The organism is Brevibacterium sp. NPDC049920, assembly GCF_040656435.1.
Classification (GTDB): domain Bacteria; phylum Actinomycetota; class Actinomycetes; order Actinomycetales; family Brevibacteriaceae; genus Brevibacterium; species Brevibacterium pityocampae.
In genome coordinates, this window is record NZ_JBFAMF010000006.1 from 194,509 (window position 1) to 215,723 (window position 21,215).

Here is a 21,215-nt window from a genome sequence, read left to right on the forward strand (position 1 = left end):
CAGCGGCATCGATCTCACCGGCCCCTTCCAGGAAGCCGTTGATTCGATCTTCGCCAACTGACCCCCACCCCTCGAACACCCACCATCCCCGAAAGGCACCCGGTCCCCCGGGTGCCTTTCGCATTCACCTGTGCTTCCTCACCACCCGATCGAGTCGTAAGCGGCACCCGGCTGGTTCTACTCGGAACACCGGACCGCCCGGCTCAGCTGCTGCGGGCGTAGAGCCCGAGCATCTCCCACATCCGGGTGTAGCGGGTGAAGGCCGCTCCCGCGCCCTCGCGGTCGTCGGCGTCGAGGCTGTCTACCCAGTCCGCGACGAGCTCCGCCCCGGTGTCCGGCCACAGCACCTCGCTCATCCCGCCGAGGTCGAGCTCGAGGATCGAATTCATGTCGAACCCGTCGAGCCACTCGGAGAACATCTCCGTCGACTCGACGACGCTGACGAGCTTCGACTTCTCCTTGATGACCTCGAGCGCCCAGTCGACGCGGGAGGAGGCGGTGAGGATCGGCGTGCGGATGCGGATCCGGAAGCCTTCGTCACCCTCGCCGATGTCGTCGCTGATGACCTGGTCGCGCTGCGGGTCGAGGGCGAGCCACCACACGGGCGACACGTCCCACGCCGAGGTGCGGGTGAACACGCGGGTGTCGGGGTCGTCCTGCATCCATTCGACCCGGTGGGCGGCCGCCCGGCGGCGGGCGGCCTTGGGCACGATGAGGTCGAGCTCGCCGCGGGTGCTGTTCTCCGCGAGCGCCTCGAGCGCATGCCACGACCGGATGTCGTCCTGCACCGGGCACACCCGGTCGAACTCGTCGCCGGCGTCGGCGGCGGGCATGAAGATCGGCGTCCCGCGGTAGGAGTCGGCCACCGGGTCCGGCGGGATGCTGATGAGGCGGATGTCGGCGTCGGCGGCGACGAGTCCGGCGATCGCGTCGCGGTTGTCCGACACCGGGAAGTCGGCAAACTCCGGGTGCACCACGCACGGCTCGAACACCCGCAGCCTGATCTCGAAGTCACGCTCGTAGGCCATGGCCCAACCCTATGCGAGAACCGCGCTCAGCGAGCCTTCCACCACCGCAGGTCCCCGTCCGCCGTCTCCTCGACGGCGACCCGGACCGGCTCCGGCAGGTCGAACCGGAAGCCTCCGGACTTCGCAGCCTGGGCCGCCTGCCGCCGCAGCTCACCGGTCGGCAGGTTGAAACGGGGATTGAGGGTGTCGTAGATCGTCGACCCGAACAGCTGTCGGAGCACCACGCTCGGCAGCGCATCCACGACCCTGTTGTCCGCCATCCGCTCACCGACCCGGGTCCGCTCCCGGATCACCGGGGCCGCACTCAGCAGGCTGTCGTCGCCACGCAGTCGCGGGTTGCGCGCGTAGTGCACGATCACCGCGACGATCTCCCCGTCCCAGACGCACAGCGGGCCGGAGCACGGGGAGGAGGAAGCGCCGGCCCGGAGCGAGCAGGGCGGCAAGGGCGAAGATGCCGATGAAGACGATCATTCCCACGTCCAGCGCCATCGCTCAGCCCCACAGCGAGAGCGCACCAAGTGCTCCCAGGCGCAGCAGGACGAGGTATCGCTTCCGGGAATAACAGGTTCGGGGGTGCATGATTCCGCAGTGTAGACCGCTCCGTCGAACCGCCGTGCGCCCTGTGGAAGCCGACCGCACAGGCCACCGCACACTGTCCACAAGGCCGTCCGAGGAATGGCACATCCTATCCCGACCGGGTAGGATTCCGGGGTAGAGATGACAACCAAGATGCCGGGGTTCGCGCACAGTCGCGTCCTGGACCGACGACAGAGGGGGTCGACGCCTGTGGGTCGCGGCCGCGCTAAGGCGAAGCAGATCAAGGTTGCCCGTAAGCTCAAGTACTACAGCCCGGAGACCGACCTGACTGCTCTGCAGAGGGAACTCGGCGGATCGACGTCCGAGGAGGACGGCGACCCCTTCGACGAGGAGCCCGACTACTCCGAGTACGCCGACAAGTACAACGACATCGACGACGACTGAGCATTCGTCCGTCCACCTGACACGCTCCGACTCCGACCCGGCGGTTCCCCGACCGCCACGAGGATGGCCCGCTCCCTCCGAAACCCGTCCGAATCACTCTCCCCTTGAGCGAAAGCATTCCCCGATGCGCAGAATCCCCTCGGTCCGACCCACCACCGCGATCGCGTCCCTCGCACTCGTCCTGAGCCTCGGCGCCTGCTCGCTCGGATCCGACGACACCGTTGCCGACAAGCGTTCACCCGACGACACCTCGGTAGCCGGTGAGTCCCCCTCCGCAGCACCGTCCGGTGAGCCCGGCTCGCCGGAGTCCGCCGGACTGGACCCGAACAACCTTCCCGAGCCGGTAGCGTCCGCGACGGTCCCCGCCCGCGCCGGAGAAGGCGATCAATCCGATGCGACGATGACCGTCGAGCTCCTCGGCCTGTCCCGCGAGGGCAGGACCGTCGTCGGACAGTTCGCCTTCACCATCGATGCCGCCGCCGGCTCCGAACCCAACCATCTCTACCACTATCTCGGCAACAGCGGGTGGGCGCCGTTCTTCATCGACAACACGAACCTCAAGCGCCACCGGGTGCTCAGCGACTCCAGCGGTGTGATCCGCGCCCAGACCGACTACCAGGGCGGGAAGTTCGGCCCAGGGCAGACGTTCTACGCGTTCGCGGTCTTCGCAGCACCACCGGAGGACGTCACCGAGGTCGACGTCGCCATGGTGGACGGGGCGCCGCTCGCTACCGGGATCACCATCCAGTGAGCGCCGCACACGACTTCCGCACCCCGTTCCTCGGCGCTGCCGCGGCTGCACTGCTCGTCCTCACCGGGGCGGGCAGTGCTGCGATGGCCTCCCCGACGACCCTGGCGGATGTGGGGGAACCGAGCCAGACCGAGCTCGACGACAGCATCGACGACCTCGACGAGAACACGACCGACCTCCTCGAGAACACCGCCGAGGTCGAGACCACGGAGACGGACGGGTCGGAGACGACGATCTCGCTCTCGTCCGACATCCTCTTCGACTTCGATTCCTCGACGGTCAAGGACGCCGCGAAGACCAGGATCCGGGAGCTCGTCGCCGACATCCCGGACGGCGCCCGCATCGAGGTCCACGGCCACACCGATTCGAAGGGCGACGACGACTACAACCAGTCGCTGTCCGAGGACCGGGCGCAGGCGGTCGCCGATGTCATCTCCGATGAACGGTCCGACGTCGAGCTCGATGTCGAAGGATACGGCGAGACCCAGCCGGTGGCCCCCAATGAATCCCGCGGCGAGGACGATCCCGACGGTCGGGCTGAGAACCGGCGGGTCGAGATCGCCTACGAGGGCTGAGCGACCGCCCGCACCCAGCGCAACTGATCCCCGTTCCGCGCGGACCTGTGGTCGCGCAGCACGGCAGACCCAGCAGCCGAAGGCGGCGCCTCAGTCGAGGAGGATCGCAGCTCCGCCGTCGACGCCCTTGGCGCCCTGCACGTAGTACTCGTCCCCGGCCAGCGCACGGTCGTCGGCGGTGACCTCACCGAGCACCCAGGCACCGTCCACCGCGGCGAGCACGGCGTCGACGGACTCCCGATCGACCACGAGGACCATGCCGACTCCGAGGTTCCATGTGCGCTCGCGGTCGATGCGCGGCACGGAGCCGAGCTCGCCGAGGACGTCGAACACCGCCGGCACCGTCCAGGTGGAGCGGCACATGGTGGCGAGCAGTCCCTGCGGGAGCACGCGCGCGATGTTCGCCGACAGCCCGCCGCCGGTGACGTGCGACATCGCGTGCACCGCGTCGGGCTGTGCGGCGAGCAGCTCGAGCAGCGGTCCGGAGTAGACGGTCGTCGGGACGAGGATCTCCTCACCCAACGTCCGGCCGAACTCGGGCACCTCACGATCGAGGCCCCACCCGGCGTCGGCGATGATGCGCCGCACCAGGGAGTAGCCGTTGGAGTGCAGGCCCGAGGACGGCAGGCCGACGAGCACGTCACCGGCGCTCACGCGGTGCGCGCCGAGCACGCGAGAGGCCTCGACCACACCGGTCGCCGCACCGGCGACGTCGTACTCGTCGACCCCGAGCAGGCCGGGGTGCTCGGCGGTCTCCCCGCCCACGAGCGCGACCCCGGCCGAGGCGCACGCCTCGGCGATGCCGCGCACGATGTCGGCGATCCGCTCCGGCACCACCCGTCCGCAGGCGATGTAGTCGGTCATGATGAGAGGCGTCGCCCCGCACACGACGATGTCGTCGACGACCATGCCGACGAGGTCGAAGCCGATGGTGTGGTGGATGTCGAGGGCCTGCGCGATCGCGACCTTGGTGCCCACCCCGTCGGTCGAGGCCGCGAGCTGGGGCCGCTCGTAGTCCTTGAGCATGGAGACGTCGAAGAGTCCGGCGAAACCGCCGAAGTCCCCGACGACATTCGGGCCGTGGGTGGCCGACACGGCGGCCTTCATGAGCTCGACGGCCCGGTCGCCGGCCTCGACGTCGACGCCTGCGGAGGCGTAGGTGGTGCCCTGTGCTGCGCTGTCCTCGGTCATGTCAGCAGCTCCTCTCCGGCGCCTGGCTGTCCGGGATCCTGATCGGGTACTCCCCGGAGAAGCAGGCGGTGCACAGCTCGCTGCGCTCCTGCTGGGTCGCGGAGATCATCCCGTCGAGCGAGATGTAGCCGAGCGAGTCTGCGCCGAGCGACTGGCAGATCTCGTCGGTGGTGAGTCCGTTGGCGATGAGCTCGGCACGGGTCGCGAAGTCGATGCCGTAGAAGCACGGCCACTTGACCGGCGGGGAGGAGATGCGGATGTGGATCTCCCGGGCGCCGGCCTCGCGGAGCATCCGCACGAGGGCGCGCTGGGTGTTGCCGCGGACGATCGAGTCGTCGACGACGACGAGCCGCTTGCCCTCGATGTTCTCCCGCAGCGGGTTGAGCTTGAGGCGGATGCCGAGCTGCCGGATCGTCTGCGAGGGCTGGATGAAGGTGCGGCCCACGTAGGCGTTCTTCATCAACCCCTGCCCGAACGGGATCCCCGACTCCTCCGCGTAGCCCACGGCAGCCGGCGTCCCGGATTCCGGGGTGGCGATGACCATGTCCGCGTCGACTGGGTACTCGCGGGCGAGCACCCGGCCCATCTCCGTGCGGGCGGAGTGCACGGTCTTGCCGGCGAGGATGCTGTCCGGGCGGGCGAGGTAGACGTACTCGAACACGCAGCGGGCGAGCTCGGGCTCGGCGAAGGTGTACGAGCGCAGGCCGTCCTCGTCGATCGCGATGAGCTCGCCGGGTTCGACGGCGCGCACGAACGAGGCGCCGACGATGTCGAGCGCGGCGGTCTCGCTCGCGACCACCCAGCCGCGGTCGAGCCGGCCGAGAGCGAGCGGGCGCACGCCGTGGCGGTCGCGGGCGGCGTAGAGCGTGTGCTCGTCCATGAACACGAGGCTGAAGGCGCCCTCGAGCTTGGGGAAGAGCTCGAGCGCGACCTCGGTGAGGTTCTCCCCCGTGCCGGAGGCGAGCAGCTCGGTGATGAGCGAGGTGTCGTTCGAGGAGTCGCGGTGGCCGCGGGTGCGATTGGTCTTCTGCGTCGCCTGCTTGACGGTCTCCTGCCGCACCTCCTGCCGGGTGTCGGCGAGCTCCTGGAGCTCGAGGAAGTTCGTCAGGTTGCCGTTGTGGCCGAGGGCCACCGTGCCGAAGCGGGTGGGCCCGAGCGTCGGCTGCGCGTTCTCCCACGTCGAGGAGCCGGTGGTGGAGTAGCGGGTGTGGCCGACGGCCATGTGCCCGGGCAGCGTCTCGAGGTCGTTCTCGTCGAACACCTGGGACACGAGTCCCATGTCCCGGTAGACGATGATCTGTTCGCCGTTGCTCGCCGCGATCCCGGCCGATTCCTGGCCCCGGTGCTGGAGGGCGTAGAGGCCGTAGTAGACGAGTTTGGACACCTCCTCGCCCGGTGCCCAGACCCCGAACACACCGCATTCGTCCTGCGGCTTCTTGTCCTGGGGGTCGATTTCGTGAGTCAGCTGTCCGTCTGCGCGTGCCACGCCGTCATTGTCCCACAGTGCGCGGGGCCTCGGGGCCGCGACCGGCATCCGGGCCGGGCCCCTCCGCGGGCGCCTCGGGAGCGTTCGGGGCGGCATCCGCGGCCGAGGCGGGTGTCGAGGAGTCCGCGGCACGGCGCCGCTCCGGCTCGTACTCGGCGCCCACGGCGAAGGTGCGGGCGCGCTTGACGCTGCGCCGGTCGACGAGGAGCGCGACGATCGCGCCGAGGAAACCGCCGATGATCCCCACCACGACCATGAGCATCCAGACTGCCGAGCCCTGCGTGACCTGGGTGGTGAGGGCGCTCGTGTCCACGGGCAGGAGGCTGAGGACCAGTCCCACGGTCATGCCGAGGACGACCCCGACGATGATGAATGCCGAATACCGTGGACTCCGTCTCACCGAGACGTCGATGGTGTCCTTCATGAACTCCCCTGGGCTGCCGTCGTGTGCGCCCCCGAGTCTAGTCCACCGGGCTCGGCGAGCTCGTCGGTGCACCGGTCTCCGCGGGCCCGTCGGCACCGCCGGCTCAGAGCTTGATGACGACGGTCTTGGTCTGGGTGTACTCGTCGAAGGCCTCGATCGACTTCTCGCGCCCGTAGCCGGATTTCTTGAAGCCGCCGAAGGGCAGCTCGACTCCGCCGCCGGCGCCGTAGGTGTTGACGAACACCTGGCCGGCCTCGATCGCCGCGGCCATTCGGTGCGCCCGGCCCACGTCCCGCGTCCACACCGCGGACACGAGCCCGTAGTCGGTGCCGTTGGCGAGCGCGATCGCCTGCTCCTCGTCGTCGAACTCGGTGGCGACGACGACGGGGCCGAACACCTCCTCGCGGGCGATCTCCGCGGCCGGGTCGACGTTGTCGACGAGCGTCGGGGAGAAGAACGCGCCCCCGGCCAGGTCCTCGCCGAGGTCGCTCGGCGCGCTGCCGCCGGTAATGATCTCACCGCCGCTGAGCCGGTCGAAGAAGCCGGCCACGCGCTCCTGCTGCTTGACGGACACGAGCGGGCCGAGCATCGGGTCATCGGCCCCGCGGCCGATGCTCACCTTCCCGAACTCCGCGGCCATCTTCTCCACCACCTCGGCGTGCACATCCCGGTGGACGAGCAGGCGCGCGCCGGCCGAGCATGTCTGCCCGGCGTTCTGGAGGATCGACCGCACGAGGCTCGGGATCGCGGCGTCGACGTCGGCGTCGGCGAACACGACGTTCGCAGACTTGCCGCCGAGCTCGAGCACGGTGGGCACCACGCGGTCGGCCGCGGCGTGGGCGATGAGCGAGCCGGTGGCGGTCGAGCCGACGAACCCGAGGTGGGCCACCCCGTCGTGCGCGGCGAGCGCGGCCCCGGCCTCGGAACCGAGCCCGGTGACGACGTTGAAGGCGCCGGCAGGCACCCCGGCGCGGTGGACGAGCTCGGCGAGGCGCACGGTGGTGCGCGGGGTCTCGTCCGCGGGCTTCGCCACCGCGCAGTTGCCGGTGGCGAGCGAGGAGGCGGCGGCCCGGCCGATGAGCTGGAGCGGATAGTTCCACGCGACGATGTGCCCCGTCACGCCGTAGGGCTCGCGGCGGGTGTAGGCGTGCATGCCCGGGTCGAAGGGGATCGTCTGCCCGTAGTACGACTCGATGGTGTGCCCGTAGAACTCGAAGTAGCGGGCGCAGGTGTCGGCGTCCGCGTAGGCCTGGGTGAGCGGCTTGCCGGTGTCCTCGGTCTCGAGGCGGGCCAGTGTGTCGCGGTCCTCGCGGACGAGCCGGGCGATCTCGACGAGGAACCGCGAGCGCTGCTCCGGCGAGGTGTTCCGCCACTCGCGCTGGGCGCGGGCGGCGGCCGTCACGGCCCGGTCGACGTCCTCCGCGGTTCCCCGGGAGACCCCGCCGAGCGCCCGGTTGGTCGCCGGGTCGATGTTGTCGTAGGTGTCCCGGGCGGGCACGGAGCGGCCGTCGATGAACGAGGAGGTCGGAGTCGTCTGCGCAGTCATGGCCTCATTGTCCTCGCGCACCCGGGGCGCGGGCAACGACCCGCCGCATGCTGGACGGGCGGGCCGGGCCGCACGGTTCGGTTCGGTTCGGAGCGAGGCCTCGCGGGCCGGCAGCCGCCCCGGAGCCGCGCTCAGCTCGGGAAGAGCTCGGCGGCGTCGAACAGCGGGGTCACCGCGGTGAGGTCCGCGCGCGTGCCCGAGGCGCTCATGCGTCCGGCGGCGAGCGCGGCGGCGAAGTCCGTCTCCCCCACCGCGACCTCGAGCCAGGCCTCGGGGTCCGCCTCGACGACGTTGGGCGGGGTGCCGCGGGTGTGGCGGGGACCGGCGATGCACTGGGTGACGCCGAAGGGCGGGATCCGCACCTCGACGGAGTTGCCCTCGTTGCGCGCGGCGAGCTCCTCGAGCGTGAACCGCACGGCGGTGGCCAGCGTGGTGCGCGGGGCGGGTGCGGCGCCGGTGCGGCGGGCCTGCACCCAGGCGACGAGCGCCTCGTGCCCGGCGGCCGGGTCGATGCGGCGGCGGATGCTCATCGCCGGCCCAGCTGCTCTGCGGCGGTCAGCACGGCCGAGGAGGAGCGCAGCGCGCCGACGACCGCGGGCTCCCCGTCGCCGCCGATCCCCCCGGTCACCCGGTGGTCGAGCTCGGCGAGCACCGGCACGACCTGCTCGGCGGGCAGGGCGCCGGCGGTGACGAGGAGCTCGAGCGCGACCATCGTCGTCGGCCGGCTCGAGCCGTCGAGGCACTTGACGGCGACCGCGTGGCCGCCCGGGGTGCCCATGACCATGACGCCCTCGGCGCCGAACTTCGCGAGGATGCCGAGCTTCTCGATGACGACGGAGTTCGGTCGGCCGTGCCCCTCGATGGCCCACGGGTGGGCGAGCACGGCATCGCGCAGGGTGCGCGCGTGCTCGGTGGTGCCGGCGGCGAGCCGCCCGATCCCGGCCGCCAGCCGGGTCAGCGGCAGCGCGTGGACCGGGGCCCCGCAGCCGTCGACCCCGACGAAGTCGGACGAGCCCCCGCAGTACTCAGCGACGGTCGCCGCGACCTGCCGCTGCACCGCGGAATCCGGGTCGAGGTAGGCGGCGGTGTCGTGGCCGCCGAGCTGCTGGGCCATGAGGAACGCCGCGTGCTTGCCCGAGCAGTTGAAGTGGAGCGGGGACACCAGGGTGCCGTCCTTGCGCACCCGCATCCGGTCGCCGCGGTCCGCGGGCGCGACGGCCGGGCACTGCAGGTCCTCGGGCCCCAGGCCCACGGAGTCGAGCATCCCGGCGACGACCTCGACATGGCCCTCCTCCGCCCGGTGGGATGCCGTGGCGAGCACGAGGGACTCTCCCGCCAGCGGCACACCCATCTCCAGGCAGGCGAGCGCCTGGAGGGGCTTGAGGCTCGAGCGGGTGAGGACCGGCTCCGCGGGCGCGCCGAGCTCGATGAGCGGGGCGCCGTCGGGGTCGACGACGACGGCGGAGCCGAGGTGGCGCGACTCGACGAAGCCGGAGCGCTCGATGACGGCGAGCTCGACGGCCGCCGCGGCGGAGAAGGTCTCGGAGGTCGGGGGGTGCGTGCTCTGTGGGCTCATGGGTCCACACTATCGGCGGGCGCCGCCGGCCGTCCGACGCCCGGTTCGGGAGCCCGCCGTACTAGTCTGGGGGCGTGAAGGTTCTCGTCATCGGGCCCGGTGCCCGCGAACACGCCCTGGCCGCCGCGCTGTCCCGCGATCCGCAGGTCGACGCCGTCATCGCCGCGCCCGGCAACCCGGGCATCGGGCTGCTGTGCGAGACCCGGCCGCTCGACGCCACCGACCCGCATGCTGCGGTCGCGCTCGCCGAGGAGCTCGACGTCGACCTCGTCGTCGTCGGTCCCGAGGCCCCGCTCGTCGCCGGAGTGGCCGATGCGCTGCGCGCCGCCTCCTTCGCGGTGTTCGGCCCCGGCCAGGAGGCCGCGGCGCTCGAGGGCTCGAAGGCCTACGCCAAGGACGTCATGGAGGCCGCCGGCGTGCCCACCGCCGCCGCCGTCGTCGCCACCACCGTGGACGAGGCCGCCGCCGCACTCGATCGGTTCGGCGCCCCGCACGTCGTCAAGGCCGACGGGCTCGCCGCCGGCAAGGGCGTCGTCGTCACCGAGGACCGCGCCGCCGCGCTCGCCCACGCCGAATCCTGCCTGAGCGTGTCCGACCGGGTCGTCATCGAGGACCACTTGTCCGGGCCGGAGGTGTCCCTGTTCGTGCTGTGCGACGGCACCACCGCCGTCCCGCTCGAGCCCGCCCAGGACTTCAAGCGCATCCATGACGGCGACGCCGGCCCGAACACCGGCGGCATGGGCGCCTACTCGCCGCTGCCGTGGGCCCCGCCCGGGATGGTCGAGGAGATCGTCGCCCGCGTCGCCCAGCCGGTCGTCGACGAGATGGCCCGCCGCGGCGCCCCGTTCGTCGGCCTCCTCTACTGCGGGCTCGCGCTCACCCCGAAGGGCCTCCGGGTCATCGAGTTCAACGTGCGGTTCGGCGACCCGGAGACCCAGTCCGTGCTCGCCCGGCTCGAGACTCCGCTCGCCCAGGCGCTGCTCGCCGCCGCGGAGGGCCGCCTGGCGGTCTTCGGACCACTCTCCTGGTCGCGCGAGGCCGCGGTCACCGTGGTCCTGGCGGCCGCGGGCTACCCCGAGGCGCCGCGCACCGGGGACCCGATCGCAGGGCTCGAGGAGGCCGCCGCGCTGCCCGGCGTCATGGTTCTCCACGCCGGCACCGCCACCTCGCCCGCGGGCGAGGTCGTCACCGCCGGCGGGCGCGTGCTCTCCGTCGTCGCCACCGGGGAGGACCTCGCCGCCGCCCGCGAACGCGCCTACGAGGCCGTGGGCCTGATCTCCTGGGACGGCGAGCAGCACCGCACCGACATCGCGCGTGCGGCCGCGGCCGGAGAGGTCGCCGTCCCGGCCGGGAGTTCCGCACCCGGCGGGGACTCCGACCCCACCTGATACCCCCGCCGCCGGCGCACTCCGGCACCGCATCCGACCCGAAGGAACGCCCATGATCGACACCGAGCACCCCGACATCCCCGACTGGACGCACGTGTACTCGGGCAAGGTGCGCGACATCTACGTCCCGGCCTCCGTCGGCACACTCGAGGGCGCCGACCGGATCCTCATGGTCGCCTCGGACCGGATCTCCGCCTACGACCACGTGCTCGCCTCGGAGATCCCGGACAAGGGCGTCGTCCTCACGGGGCTCACCCTGTGGTGGTTCGACCAGCTCGCCGACGTCATCGGCAACCACGTGACCTCGACCGAGGTGCCTGCCGAGGTGGCCGGGCGCGGCATGGTGTGCCGGCCGCTCGACATGTTCCCCATCGAGTGCGTGGCCCGCGGCTACCTCACCGGGTCCGGCCTCGCCGACTACCGGCGCACCGGCGCGGTGTGCGGGGTCCGCCTGCCCGCCGGGCTCGGGGAGTCCGACAAGCTCGAACCGGCGATCTTCACCCCGGCGACGAAGGCGCAGATCGGCGACCACGACGAGAACATCGGCTTCGACCGGGCCGCGGAGATCGTCGGAGCCGCGGAGGCCGAGGAGCTGCGCGACGTCACCCTGCGGATCTACACCCGCGCGGAGGAGATCGCCCGCGAGCGCGGCATCATCCTCGCCGACACGAAGTTCGAGTTCGGGCGCGGCCCGGGCGGCACGATCCTGCTCGCCGACGAGGTGCTCACCCCGGATTCCTCCCGCTTCTGGGACGCCGCGGCCTACGCGCCCGGCCGGGTCCAGGTGAGCTTCGACAAGCAGTTCGTCCGCGACTGGCTGACCTCCGAGGCCTCCGGCTGGGACAAGGACTCCGGGGACGCCCCGCCGGAGCTGCCCGCGGAGATCATCGAGAAGACGCGCGCCCGCTACGTCGAGGCCTTCGAGCGCATCACCGGCGAGACCTTCCCCCTCTGAGCGGTCCCGGGAGCCGACGATGAGAACGGTGATGTTCGTATGCACCGGCAACACGTGCCGCTCCCCCTTCGCCGAGCGCCTCGCAGCCCTCCTCGACCCCTCCACCCGGTACACGAGCACCGGCACCCACCTGCTCGCCGACCTCGGCATCGACCCCGCGATGGCGGCGTGCCTGACCCGGCTCGGCGCCTCGACGGCGGGTTTCACCCCCACGCAGCTCGACGCGGACCGCGCGGCCGGGGCCGATCTCCTCGTCTGCCTCACCCGCTCCCACCGTGACTTCGTCGTGGACACCTGGCCGGAGGCGGCCGCCCGGACCGTCGTGCTGCGCCCCTACGCGGAGCTCGCCGCCGCCGGAACGGTCGAGGCCTGGGACCCGCCGGGCGCGTGCGTCGAGGTCCCGACGCGCGGATACCTCGACGATATCGCCGACCCCTACCGGCTGGGCCGCGACGAGGCCGAGCGCGCGGCGGCGGAGATCGAAACCGCGCTGCGCACGGTGCTCGGGCTGGGGTGACACAGCAGCTCGGCGACGGAGGTTCTCGTGCTGCCGGCGGGTTCAGACGGTCGGTGGGCACGGCGCACCGCGCGGGATCACGGTGAGGCCAGGTGCGCAACGAGGAACACGGCGAGCACTTCGCGCTTGTCCGGTGCTCGCTCCACCAGCCCATCGAGCCACTGCCGGATGGTGACGTCCGGAATGGTGGGATTCACCGGAAGGGACAGGTCGAGCTTCGGCGATGAGAAGAACGCGGCATAGAGCTGTCGTCTGTCCTCGTCCGCGTCGGCCCGCGTCAGGGCGGCCAGGTGGATGACGAGCCGGCCGCGCCGCCCGCGATAGTTGACGCTCGCCCCGGCATCGACCAGGCGCTGCGCAAGCTCGCCGTCGTGCTCTCCGAGCCTGCGGTGCGCGCCCAGCAGGATCGAGAGCGTCGACTGCCCGGAGGCGACCGGGGAGGCGTCGGCTCCGTCATCGAGGAGCCGGCGGGAGATCTCCCACCGCGCCTCCGCATCGCGATTGCCGAGCGCTTCGACGAGCAGCTCGGACGTCGCGTTCCCGTCGTACTCGGCGGAGAAGGCGGAGAGGTCGCCGTCCTTCGCTGATCGCTTCGCAGTGGGCACGGGGATCTCACCTCCGCCAGAGCACGAGCGGGTGCGGACGACCCGGCTGACCCGGCTGACACGGCCGATACGGTCGCGCAGCTGCGCGTCCTGGTATCGGCCGCTCCAGGGTGCCCGACACCGCGGTCACTGCTCGAGGTAGGTGAGGACGGCGCCGGCGAGTTCTCGCGCCCGCTCCCGTGTGTCGGCGCCCCCGGTCGCTGCGGCGGTGACCACCAGTGTGCCGCTGCGTACGACGACCTGCGACACCTCGCCCTCTTCCGACGAGGCGGCCTGCGTCATCGTGCTGTGGATACCGACGGCGCTGTCGGCACCGTCGACCTCGACGTCGAATCCTTCGATGGTGGATTCGGAGACAGGCTCGCCATCGTGCAGAAGGCGCATCTCAGGACATTCCGCGACCATGCCGGAGAACATCGATTCATGGGACTCCGCATCGGAGCCCGCAGCATGGCTCGAGATATCGACGCGCATTCCGCCTTTGGCGCTGAGACCAGCGACGGTCGGCGCCTCGGTGCCGTCGAGCGAGCTCAGCGCATCGTCGAAGAATGCTGCACACGATTCCGGCTCGATCTCCGGACGCTGTTCCTGACTTCCGAACTGGGCGAATCCGAGCGTGGATTCGGCGAAGGTGAAGTCATCGAACTCATTGAAGGTGAATCCGTTCGCTGCCGCGAGCAGGTCGCTCGTCGACCCGAACTGGTGGGCGCCGGCACCGGAATCGGCACCAGGTGTGGTCATCGCGGTCTCCTCTGCCGATGTGCCCGGGTCGTTCGGTTCGGTCCCGTCGGGACCCCCGGCGGAGCATCCGACGAGCGCCAAGGACAGTGCCGCAACGGCTGCGCCGCACCTTACGATTCTCCGCATCCTGTCGTCTTCTCCTCGGGTTCGACATCATCGGGCTGTCTGCTGTCTCGACTGTATCGGATGCTCCTGCGGCAGGCTCCGAGATCGGAACGGGTTGTGTCCGGCACCGGTGCCGGACACCGCGCTCCCGACGATCCTCGGCGTTGGTAGACTCGCTGGTGTTCGGCGCGCGATCGGGGCGCGCCATCCAGCGGTCCGCCGCACCTGCGAGATTCAAGGAGCACCATGGGACGTGTCGTCGTCGAAGTCATGCCGAAGCCGGAGATCCTCGACCCCCAGGGCAAGGCGATCGGCTCGGGCCTCGACCGCTTGGGGCTCACCGCCTTCACCGATGTCCGCCAGGGCAAGCGGTTCGAGCTCACGGTCGACGGCGAGGTCACCGAGGAGATCCTCGCGCAGGCCCGCGAGGCCGCCTCGACGCTCCTGTCCAACCCGGTGATCGAGGACGTCGTCGCGGTCGAAGCGGCCCCCGACGCCCCCGAGCCCGCCCACCCGGGCACCCCGGTGGGCGCTGCCTCGGACTCCGTCGCGGAGGCGAACGACGATCCGGCCGGTTCCCGGTGAGCGGCGACCGCAGCCGGTACACCGCCGGCGGACCCCTCATCGGTGCCGCCGAGTCCACCACGACGCTGCCCGGCGCCGAGGGCGCTCGCGTGGGCGTGGTGACGTTCCCCGGCACGCTCGACGACCGCGACGCTGCCCGCGCCGTCACCCTGTCCGGTGCTCGTGCCGTGCCCCTGTGGCACGCCGACACCTCGCTCTCCGACGTCGACTCCGTGATCCTGCCCGGCGGCTTCTCCTACGGCGACTACCTGCGCTGCGGGGCGATCGCCCGCTTCGCCCCGATCATGGACGCCGTCATCGACGCCGCGCACGGCGGGATGCCGGTACTCGGCATCTGCAACGGGTTCCAGGTGCTGTGCGAGGCCCACCTGCTGCCCGGTGCGCTCGTCCGCAACGACACCCAGCAGTTCATCTGCCGCGACCAGGTGCTCCGGGTGGAGAACGCCGGCACCGCGTGGACGAACAGCTTCACCGAGGGCCAGGAGATCATCATCCCGCTGAAGAACGGCGAGGGCGGCTTCATGGCCTCCGAGCCCGTGCTCGACGAGCTCGAGGGGACCGGCCGCGTGGTGGTCCGCTACGTGGGCAGCAACCCGAACGGCTCGCGCCGCGACATCGCCGGGATCACCAACGAGCGCGGCAACGTCGTCGGCCTCATGCCCCACCCCGAGCACGCCGTGGAACCCGGCTTCGGGCCGGACACCGCGGACGGTCTGCGCAGCGGGGTGGACGGCCAGGGCTTCTTCACCTCGGTCATCCGCACCCTCGTCAACGCCTGAACCCGGGCCCGGGCCGTGCCCGGACGCGGGACTCCGGGTGCCGAGCTCCGCCCCGGTGAGTCCAGTACCCTGAGATCATGAGCGATTCTCTGCAGAGCCTCGTCAACCGGGCCATCTTCTTCTCCACCGAGATGCAGACGCGATTCGGCCTGCGGATCGCCGACGCCGAGTGGGAGGTCGACTTCTCCGAGAACCCGCGGCTGGCGTTCACCGGCGAGCACCCGCTCACGCTCACCGCGCACCTCATCGGCACCGAGGCGGATTCCCCGCGCACCTGGCACTGGGGCTGGGACAACGTCAACGAGTTCCCCGAGCCCGTCGTCGCGCGCTCGCACGAGGTCCGCAGGCTCGGCGCCGCGCGGGGCATCGGTGAGCTCACCACCGACGAGTTCGACTCCGACGACGAGCTGCCGCTGCGGCTCGTCCTCGCCGCCAAGGAGCTCACCGGAATCTGGGCGCACTACCCGGCGGCCGCCGGCGGGGGCACCGTCGTGTGGATGCTCGTCGAGTCCCCGGAGCTCGCGCTCGACGCACCGGATATCAAGTCCCTCGTCCGGTCGATGGCCCAGGGCCTCACCGAGACCACGGTGACCGACCACGTCGAGGCCCTCCAGGCCTATGCGGAGCACCGCGGATTCCCGCTCGTCATGCGTCCGGACGGCACCCTGCGGGTCCTCGCCGCCGACGGCTGGGCCGACGTCACCGTCGACGAGCAGCGCCGCATCACCAACTGCCAGGTCCACTCCCCGCTCGAGGGCGAGGCCGCCGAGGAGTTCGCCGCCGCACGGTCCGCCGTCTCCGGGGAGCCCGGAGCGACCTCCGAAGGCACTGTCCCGGCACCCGCCCCGACCCCGGCCGAGGCGCCGGCCGAGACCTCCGCCCCGGTCGAGTCCCCTGTCGAGGAATCTGCCGAAGCACCGGCCGCACCCGAACCGGTCGAACCCGCTCCGGCACCCACCGCGCCCGAACCCGTCGAACCGGCACCGGACGTCGAGCAGCCGGCCGAGGACACCGCGCCCGCTCCGGAATCCCCGGCTGCGGAGACCGCCCCGGCGCCCGAGCCGTCCACCGCCGCCGAGGCGCCCGCCCCGGAGCCGCAGCCGGAACCGCGCCCGGCCCCGGTCGAGCCCTCCGCACCGGAACCCGCTCCGGAACCGGCCGACAGCGCACCCCGCCCCGCTCCCGAACCGACCGCGGATCGCCCCGCGGATGCCCCGGCCGAGGACGCGGAGCCGCGCAAGAAGGGCTTCTTCCGCAAGCTGTTCGGCCGCTGAGGCGAGCGTGTCCGCGCGGGTCGTCCAGCACTCCCGGTCGAGCGGCCCGGCCGCGCGTTGCCGCCCCGGACCGGGATCGGTATCCTGAGTCATGGAGCCCGGCACCAGGGCTCGCGGACGAGGGAGCAGTACCCGCACCACGACAAGACTGACTCATAGGAGAGTTCGTCATGGCGTGGTTCGTCCTCATCGTCTCCGGCATGCTCGAGGCCGTCTGGGCCTCCGCGCTGTCGGCCTCGCACGGCTTCAGACGCTGGAAGCCCACTCTCCTCTTCATCGTCTCCGTCACGCTGAGCATGGCCGGCCTCGCCTGGGCGATGACCTCGCTGCCCACCGGGACCGCGTACGCGGTGTGGGTGGGGATCGGCGCCTCGCTCACGGTGCTCTGGGGATTCGTCACCGGGCAGGAGCGCGCGACCGTCGCACGCGTGCTGCTCCTCGTCCTCCTCATCGGTTCCGTCGCCGGCCTCAAGGCGGTGAGCTGAATGCCGTGGCTCGTCCTGCTCCTCAGCGCTGTCTTCGAAGCCGTCTGGGCCACCGCGCTCGGCATGTCCGACGGCTTCCGCGCACTTCTGCCCACCGTCGTGTTCGCCGTCGCCGCCGTCATCAGCATGCTCGGCCTCGGCTGGGCGGCCAAGCACATCCCGATCGGCACCGCCTACGCCGTGTGGACAGGAGTGGGCGCCGCACTCACCGTGGGCTGGGCGATGGCCACCGGCACCGAGGCGATCTCAACCGGGAAGATCGTCTTCATGTGCGGGATCATCGGCGCGGTGATCGGGCTCAAGCTCGTCCCGAGTCCCCGGGCCGCGCCCGCTCCGGGAGCGTCGGACGAGGCACCGACCGCCGACGGTCCGGCGCAGAGCGGCTGAGCCGCTGAACGCGCTGGCCGCTGCGTGACCGAGCCGCTCAGCGTGCGCCGCCGGCACCGATAGACTGTCAAGATGACTTGTCCCGAATCCTCCTGGGCCGAGGTGCAGGGACGCTGGTGGTCGACGGACGTCCTCCGCATCCTCGCGGTCCTCAGCGTGCCGCTGGCCTGGTGGTACGCCGGGGTCGCCTCGGGCGCGTGCCTGTTCCTCGTGCTCGGTGGGGTGACGCTGCTGCGCTTCCTCGTGCTGCCCCGGCTGGTCGATGCCCTGTGCCAGCTGACCTTCCTCGCCGCCGCCTGGGCCGCGGTGACCGGCCTCTACCAGAACTTCTCCTGGCTCGACATCCCGGCGCACGCCCTCGCCACCGCCGCCGCCGTGCTCATCGCGTGGCGGCTCGTCATGCTCCGCGACCCGGCCCACCGGGTGCGCCCCGATCGCTCCGGCGCGCCTGCAGAATCCGCCCCTCCGGCCGCGCATGGGCCGAGAGACGGCGCTGTCCGCCCTCCCCTGCCGTGGTGGTCGCTGCTCTGGCACCTGCTCGCCCTGTCCGCGCTGCTGAGCGTGCTGTGGGAGTTCGGCGAGTGGGCTGGATTCGTCTTCATCTCCGAGGAGATCGGCGTCGGCTACCACGACACGATCGGCGACCTCGCCGCCGGGACGCTCGGCGGCGGGCTCCTCGCACTGCCCCTCGCCCTCGGGCTCGAGCGCGAGGCCGCCTCGCACGCGGGGGCCGACGAATGAGCCCGTCCGACCCGCCGCGCGGCACCGCCCCGCCGTCGCCCCGTGGCGGCGCCGCTCCGGCGCCGAGCACAGACGACTCCGGGGTCTCCGTCGTCATCCCGGTGCTCGACGACGCCGAGACGCTCGCCGGCTGCCTCGCCGCCCTCACCTCCCAGACGCGGCCGCCGCTCGAGATCATCGTCGTCGACAACTCCCCGCCCGGGCCCGCGGATCCCGCGATATCGGCGGTGGCCCGGAGCGTCGGCGCGCGCGTGGTGCGGGAGGTCAGGCCGGGGGTCGCGGCCGCCTCGGCAGCCGGCTACGACGCTGCGCACGGGACGATCCTCGCCCGCCTCGACGCCGATTCCCGTCCTGCCCCGGACTGGGTGGCGACGGTCGTCGCGGAGATCGAGGGGCGCAACCTCCACGCGGTGACGGGCCCCGGCTGCTTCTACGACATCCCCGGGCTGCGCGGGCGGATCGCCTCGGCGGCGTACCACTCCTCGCTCCAGCTCGGGGTCGGCGCGGCGATGGGCAACGTCCCGCTGTGGGGTTCGACGATGGCGGTGCGCCGCGGGGTGTGGCTGCACGTCCGCCACCGGACCCATTCGACGGATCCCGCGGTGCACGACGACCTCGATCTCGCGTTCGCGCTCGGCCCGCTCGCGCGGATCGGCTGGAGCCGGGGCATGGCGGTCGGGGTCGAGGGCCGGACCTTCGGCTCGGCCCGGGCGCTCGCCTCGCGCGTGCGGCGGACCCTCTACACGTGCCGGCTGCACTGGGACCGGCAGAGCGCGGGCGAGCGCCTGCTCTGCGGTCTCACCCGCGGGCGCCTCTTCCGGAAGCCGGAGATCGCCCTCCTGTCATGAGTCTGCGCCCCGTGCGGTGAGTGCGCCTGCCGGGGATCGAACACTGCCAGCACCCCGGTCCTCTCTGCCGAACCGCGCGATATCCGAATCCGAGCGCGCAATTGCGCGCCGCCCCTCGGATACCCCGCAGTACGGCGAGGTGCGTCCGGCCGCTCAGCGCGAGGGCGCCTCGGCGCCGGTGATCGCCGATCCCGCGGCACCGGCGGGCACGCACTCTCCGCAGTGCGGGTGAAGTCCCGACTCCGTACACGCGGCGCAGCGGAGGAAGAGCTTCCGGCACTCCTCGTTCGCGCAGTTGACGAACAGCGGCGTGGGCTTCGCGCATTCGGCGCAGCGCCCCAGCGACTCCGCGCCCTCGCCGAACTCCATGTGCATGCGCTTGTCGAATACGTAGAGCGATCCGTCCCACAGGCCGGAGTTGCCGAACGATTCGCCGTAGCGGACGATCCCGCCCTCGAGCTGGTACACCTCGGAGAAGCCCCGGTTCTTCATGAGCACGCTGAGCACCTCACACCGGATCCCGCCGGTGCAGTAGGTCACCACGGGCCGGTCCTTGAGCTCGGCGTACCGGCCGGACTCGATCTCCGCGATGAAATCGCGGGTGGTGTCCGTGTCGGGCACGATCGCACCCTTGAACCGTCCGATCTGCGCTTCCATCGCATTGCGTCCGTCGAAGAACACGACCTCGTCGCCGCGCTCCTCGATGAGACGGTGCAGCCGTCCGGGCGTCAGGTGCTCGCCGCCGCCCTGCACCCCGTCTGCGGTGACGGTGATCTCGTCCGGGGCGTGGAAGGTCACGAGCTCGGGGCGCACCTTGACGCTGAGCCGGGGGAAGTCGTCGCCGGTCCCGGTAGACCACTTGATGTCGGCGTCCCGGAAGGGTGCGTAGCTGCGGGTGGACCGCACATAGCGCTTGACGTCGTCGATCTCGCCGCCGAGCGTGGCGTTGATGCCCTGGTGGGAGACGATGACCCGCCCCTTGAGCCCGCAGCCCTCGGCGAGCGCGTGCTGCCACAGGCGGACCGCCTCCGGGTCGGACAGCGGGGTGAAGACGTAGAAGAGCACGATCTTGGTCAGCGACATAGGCTCATTCTAGGGAGGGTGCGCGGATCGGATCCCCCGGCTCCCGCCTGCCCCTCAGCTCCGAGCGGCGGCCATGCGCTCCCGAGCGATCTCCTCGGCCACCTCCGCACTCGACCGGTCCTCGCGCTCGGCCTGCTCGAGCACGGCTCGCACCCGGTCGAAGAGCGTGAGGACGGTCTCCCGCGAGGACTCGAGCGTGGGATCGGAGTAGATCATCGTCGCCGCCGCCATCACCCCGCCGGCGTTGGCGAGGAAGTCCGGCACGAAGGTGATGCCGTGCTCCCGCAGGATCCGGCCGTGCTCCGGGGCGGCGAGCTGGTTGTTCGCGATCCCGCTGACGAGCCGGGCGGAGATCTCCCCCACCGTCGCGTCGTTGATCACCGCGCCGAGCGCGCAGGGAGCGAACACATCGACGTCCTGGGAGTGGATGACGTCCGGGTCGACCGCCATGGCGCCGTAGGCCTCGACCACGGCGGCGACGGCGTCCGGGGAGACGTCGGCGACGACGAGCTCCGCCCCGGCCTCGTAGAGCAGCCGGGAGAGCTCCCGGCCGGTGCCGCCGAGCCCCTGCACCGCGACCCGCAGCCCCACGAGGTCGGTCCGGTCCCACACGTGGGCGACCCCGGCGCGCAGCGCGGTGAACGCCCCGAGCGCGGTGAACTGGGAGGCGGTGACGCCGGTGGGGAACTGGCTGGCCCGGGCGAAGATGTAGTCGCACTCCTCGGCGAGGACATCGGCGTCCTCCGGCCCGACACCGACGTCGATCGCGGTCCAGAAGCGCCCGCCGAGCGTCTGCACGTGCCGGGAGAAGGCGCGCAGCACCTCGGCCTTGTCGGGCCGGCGCGGGTCGGCGATGATCACGCACTTGCCGCCGCCGAGCGGGAGGCCGGCGATCGCGTTCTTGTAGCTCATCCCGCGCGACAGGCGCAGGACGTCGGTGAGAGCATCCTCCTCCGTGGCGTAGGGGTGCATCCGGCAGCCGCCGGCGGCCGGGCCGAGCGCGGTGTCGTGGATGGCGATGATCGCGCGGAGGTCGGTGGCCGGGTCGTGGCAGAACACGACCTGCTCGTGGTGGTCGAACTCGGGGTGGGTGAAGATGTTCACGGCGGCTCCTTCGCAGCGGGCGGGACGGCGGCCGGATCGACGTCCCGGGCCGCAGGCGGG

25 protein-coding genes and 1 riboswitch are annotated in these 21,215 nt (G+C 71.7%); of the genes, 13 read left to right on the forward strand and 12 right to left on the reverse strand.

The genetic code is table 11. The annotated features are described in order from the left end of the window. Positions 1-203 precede the first annotated feature (203 nt). The gene (locus tag AB0I45_RS08095; protein ID WP_345029511.1) at positions 204-1,028 is read right to left on the reverse strand and encodes a hypothetical protein; all 825 of its coding nucleotides are present in this window, start codon (positions 1,026-1,028) and stop codon (positions 204-206) included. A 26-nt stretch (positions 1,029-1,054) separates the two neighbouring features. Beyond that, on the reverse strand, positions 1,055-1,387 hold the full coding sequence (locus tag AB0I45_RS08100) for a hypothetical protein (RefSeq protein ID WP_345029507.1): 333 nt from the start codon (positions 1,385-1,387) through the stop codon (positions 1,055-1,057). 427 nt (positions 1,388-1,814) lie between these two features. Between AB0I45_RS08100 and AB0I45_RS08105 the strand changes: the two genes are divergently transcribed. The 3 genes from AB0I45_RS08105 to AB0I45_RS08115 all read left to right on the forward strand — a co-directional run bounded on the left by AB0I45_RS08105 (position 1,815) and on the right by AB0I45_RS08115 (position 3,335). Continuing rightward, the gene (locus tag AB0I45_RS08105; RefSeq protein ID WP_137318802.1) at positions 1,815-2,009 is read left to right on the forward strand and encodes a DUF3073 domain-containing protein; all 195 of its coding nucleotides are present in this window, start codon (positions 1,815-1,817) and stop codon (positions 2,007-2,009) included. Between the two features lie 124 nt (positions 2,010-2,133). Further along, positions 2,134-2,760 carry a hypothetical protein gene (locus tag AB0I45_RS08110; protein ID WP_345029504.1) on the forward strand — a complete coding sequence of 209 codons (627 nt, stop codon included), beginning with the start codon at positions 2,134-2,136 and terminating at the stop codon, positions 2,758-2,760. Next, the gene (locus AB0I45_RS08115; RefSeq protein ID WP_345029502.1) at positions 2,757-3,335 is read left to right on the forward strand and encodes an OmpA family protein; all 579 of its coding nucleotides are present in this window, start codon (positions 2,757-2,759) and stop codon (positions 3,333-3,335) included. Before AB0I45_RS08110 ends, AB0I45_RS08115 begins: the two co-directional genes overlap by 4 nt. Positions 3,336-3,425: 90 nt before the next feature. Here the strand turns inward: AB0I45_RS08115 and purM are convergent, their stop codons facing one another. The 6 genes from purM to AB0I45_RS08145 form a co-directional block, all read right to left on the reverse strand. Beyond that, positions 3,426-4,526, reverse strand: a complete 1,101-nt coding sequence (purM, locus tag AB0I45_RS08120) for a phosphoribosylformylglycinamidine cyclo-ligase (protein WP_345029500.1) — start codon at positions 4,524-4,526, stop codon at positions 3,426-3,428. A 1-nt stretch (position 4,527) separates the two neighbouring features. After that, complete coding sequence (gene purF, locus AB0I45_RS08125) at positions 4,528-6,060, reverse strand: amidophosphoribosyltransferase (RefSeq protein WP_345029498.1); 1,533 nt, start codon at positions 6,058-6,060, stop codon at positions 4,528-4,530. After that, on the reverse strand, positions 6,017-6,436 hold the full coding sequence (locus AB0I45_RS08130) for a hypothetical protein (RefSeq protein ID WP_345029496.1): 420 nt from the start codon (positions 6,434-6,436) through the stop codon (positions 6,017-6,019). Before AB0I45_RS08130 ends, purF begins: the two co-directional genes overlap by 44 nt. Before the next feature lie 103 nt (positions 6,437-6,539). Beyond that, a complete protein-coding gene (locus tag AB0I45_RS08135; RefSeq protein ID WP_345029493.1) occupies positions 6,540-7,982 on the reverse strand; it encodes an aldehyde dehydrogenase family protein in 1,443 nt (480 codons plus the stop codon). A 131-nt stretch (positions 7,983-8,113) separates the two neighbouring features. Continuing rightward, positions 8,114-8,512, reverse strand: coding sequence for a sterol carrier family protein (locus AB0I45_RS08140; protein ID WP_137318795.1), 399 nt, complete (start codon positions 8,510-8,512; stop codon positions 8,114-8,116). Then, a complete protein-coding gene (locus tag AB0I45_RS08145) occupies positions 8,509-9,558 on the reverse strand; it encodes an asparaginase (protein ID WP_345029491.1) in 1,050 nt (349 codons plus the stop codon). The genes AB0I45_RS08140 and AB0I45_RS08145 overlap by 4 nt, the downstream gene beginning before the upstream one ends. A gap of 74 nt (positions 9,559-9,632) precedes the next feature. On the opposite strand from AB0I45_RS08145, the gene purD reads away from it, so the two are divergent. The 3 genes from purD to AB0I45_RS08160 are packed head-to-tail and all read left to right on the forward strand — an operon-like array spanning position 9,633 to position 12,418. After that, positions 9,633-10,946: a phosphoribosylamine--glycine ligase gene (gene purD / locus AB0I45_RS08150; protein WP_345029488.1), complete on the forward strand. Its 1,314-nt coding sequence runs from the start codon at positions 9,633-9,635 to the stop codon at positions 10,944-10,946. 52 nt (positions 10,947-10,998) lie between these two features. Continuing rightward, on the forward strand, positions 10,999-11,901 hold the full coding sequence (locus AB0I45_RS08155; RefSeq protein WP_345029485.1) for a phosphoribosylaminoimidazolesuccinocarboxamide synthase: 903 nt from the start codon (positions 10,999-11,001) through the stop codon (positions 11,899-11,901). Between the two features lie 31 nt (positions 11,902-11,932). Continuing rightward, on the forward strand, positions 11,933-12,418 hold the full coding sequence (locus AB0I45_RS08160) for a hypothetical protein (protein ID WP_345029482.1): 486 nt from the start codon (positions 11,933-11,935) through the stop codon (positions 12,416-12,418). 77 nt (positions 12,419-12,495) lie between these two features. On the opposite strand, the gene AB0I45_RS08165 is transcribed toward AB0I45_RS08160, so the two are convergent. Both AB0I45_RS08165 and AB0I45_RS08170 read right to left on the reverse strand, forming a co-directional pair. Then, positions 12,496-13,023, reverse strand: coding sequence for a hypothetical protein (locus AB0I45_RS08165; RefSeq protein ID WP_345029480.1), 528 nt, complete (start codon positions 13,021-13,023; stop codon positions 12,496-12,498). Between the two features lie 126 nt (positions 13,024-13,149). Beyond that, on the reverse strand, positions 13,150-13,764 hold the full coding sequence (locus AB0I45_RS08170) for a hypothetical protein (RefSeq protein WP_345029478.1): 615 nt from the start codon (positions 13,762-13,764) through the stop codon (positions 13,150-13,152). Between the two features lie 351 nt (positions 13,765-14,115). On the opposite strand from AB0I45_RS08170, the gene purS reads away from it, so the two are divergent. From purS to AB0I45_RS08205, 7 genes are all read left to right on the forward strand, one after another. Next, entirely contained in the window at positions 14,116-14,454 is a 339-nt protein-coding gene (gene purS, locus AB0I45_RS08175) for a phosphoribosylformylglycinamidine synthase subunit PurS (RefSeq protein WP_345029476.1), read from the forward strand. A 38-nt stretch (positions 14,455-14,492) separates the two neighbouring features. Further along, entirely contained in the window at positions 14,493-15,233 is a 741-nt protein-coding gene (gene purQ / locus AB0I45_RS08180) for a phosphoribosylformylglycinamidine synthase subunit PurQ (RefSeq protein ID WP_345029797.1), read from the forward strand. Between the two features lie 77 nt (positions 15,234-15,310). Beyond that, positions 15,311-16,507, forward strand: coding sequence for a DUF6882 domain-containing protein (locus AB0I45_RS08185; protein ID WP_345029474.1), 1,197 nt, complete (start codon positions 15,311-15,313; stop codon positions 16,505-16,507). A 91-nt stretch (positions 16,508-16,598) separates the two neighbouring features. Continuing rightward, positions 16,599-16,665, forward strand: a riboswitch (guanidine-III (ykkC-III) riboswitch). A gap of 12 nt (positions 16,666-16,677) precedes the next feature. Continuing rightward, positions 16,678-16,992 (forward strand): multidrug efflux SMR transporter, encoded by a 315-nt coding sequence (locus AB0I45_RS08190; protein WP_137318788.1) that lies wholly within the window; start codon positions 16,678-16,680, stop codon positions 16,990-16,992. After that, positions 16,993-17,379 carry a multidrug efflux SMR transporter gene (locus tag AB0I45_RS08195; RefSeq protein WP_137318787.1) on the forward strand — a complete coding sequence of 129 codons (387 nt, stop codon included), beginning with the start codon at positions 16,993-16,995 and terminating at the stop codon, positions 17,377-17,379. Between the two features lie 72 nt (positions 17,380-17,451). Continuing rightward, entirely contained in the window at positions 17,452-18,120 is a 669-nt protein-coding gene (locus AB0I45_RS08200) for a hypothetical protein (protein ID WP_247423557.1), read from the forward strand. Continuing rightward, on the forward strand, positions 18,117-18,968 hold the full coding sequence (locus tag AB0I45_RS08205) for a glycosyltransferase family A protein (RefSeq protein WP_247423558.1): 852 nt from the start codon (positions 18,117-18,119) through the stop codon (positions 18,966-18,968). The genes AB0I45_RS08200 and AB0I45_RS08205 overlap by 4 nt, the downstream gene beginning before the upstream one ends. 153 nt (positions 18,969-19,121) lie before the next feature. On the opposite strand, the gene AB0I45_RS08210 is transcribed toward AB0I45_RS08205, so the two are convergent. Both AB0I45_RS08210 and AB0I45_RS08215 read right to left on the reverse strand, forming a co-directional pair. Further along, positions 19,122-20,051 carry a rhodanese-related sulfurtransferase gene (locus AB0I45_RS08210; RefSeq protein ID WP_345029469.1) on the reverse strand — a complete coding sequence of 310 codons (930 nt, stop codon included), beginning with the start codon at positions 20,049-20,051 and terminating at the stop codon, positions 19,122-19,124. A gap of 54 nt (positions 20,052-20,105) precedes the next feature. Further along, positions 20,106-21,155: a Glu/Leu/Phe/Val dehydrogenase dimerization domain-containing protein gene (locus AB0I45_RS08215; RefSeq protein ID WP_345029465.1), complete on the reverse strand. Its 1,050-nt coding sequence runs from the start codon at positions 21,153-21,155 to the stop codon at positions 20,106-20,108. Positions 21,156-21,215 lie beyond the last annotated feature (60 nt).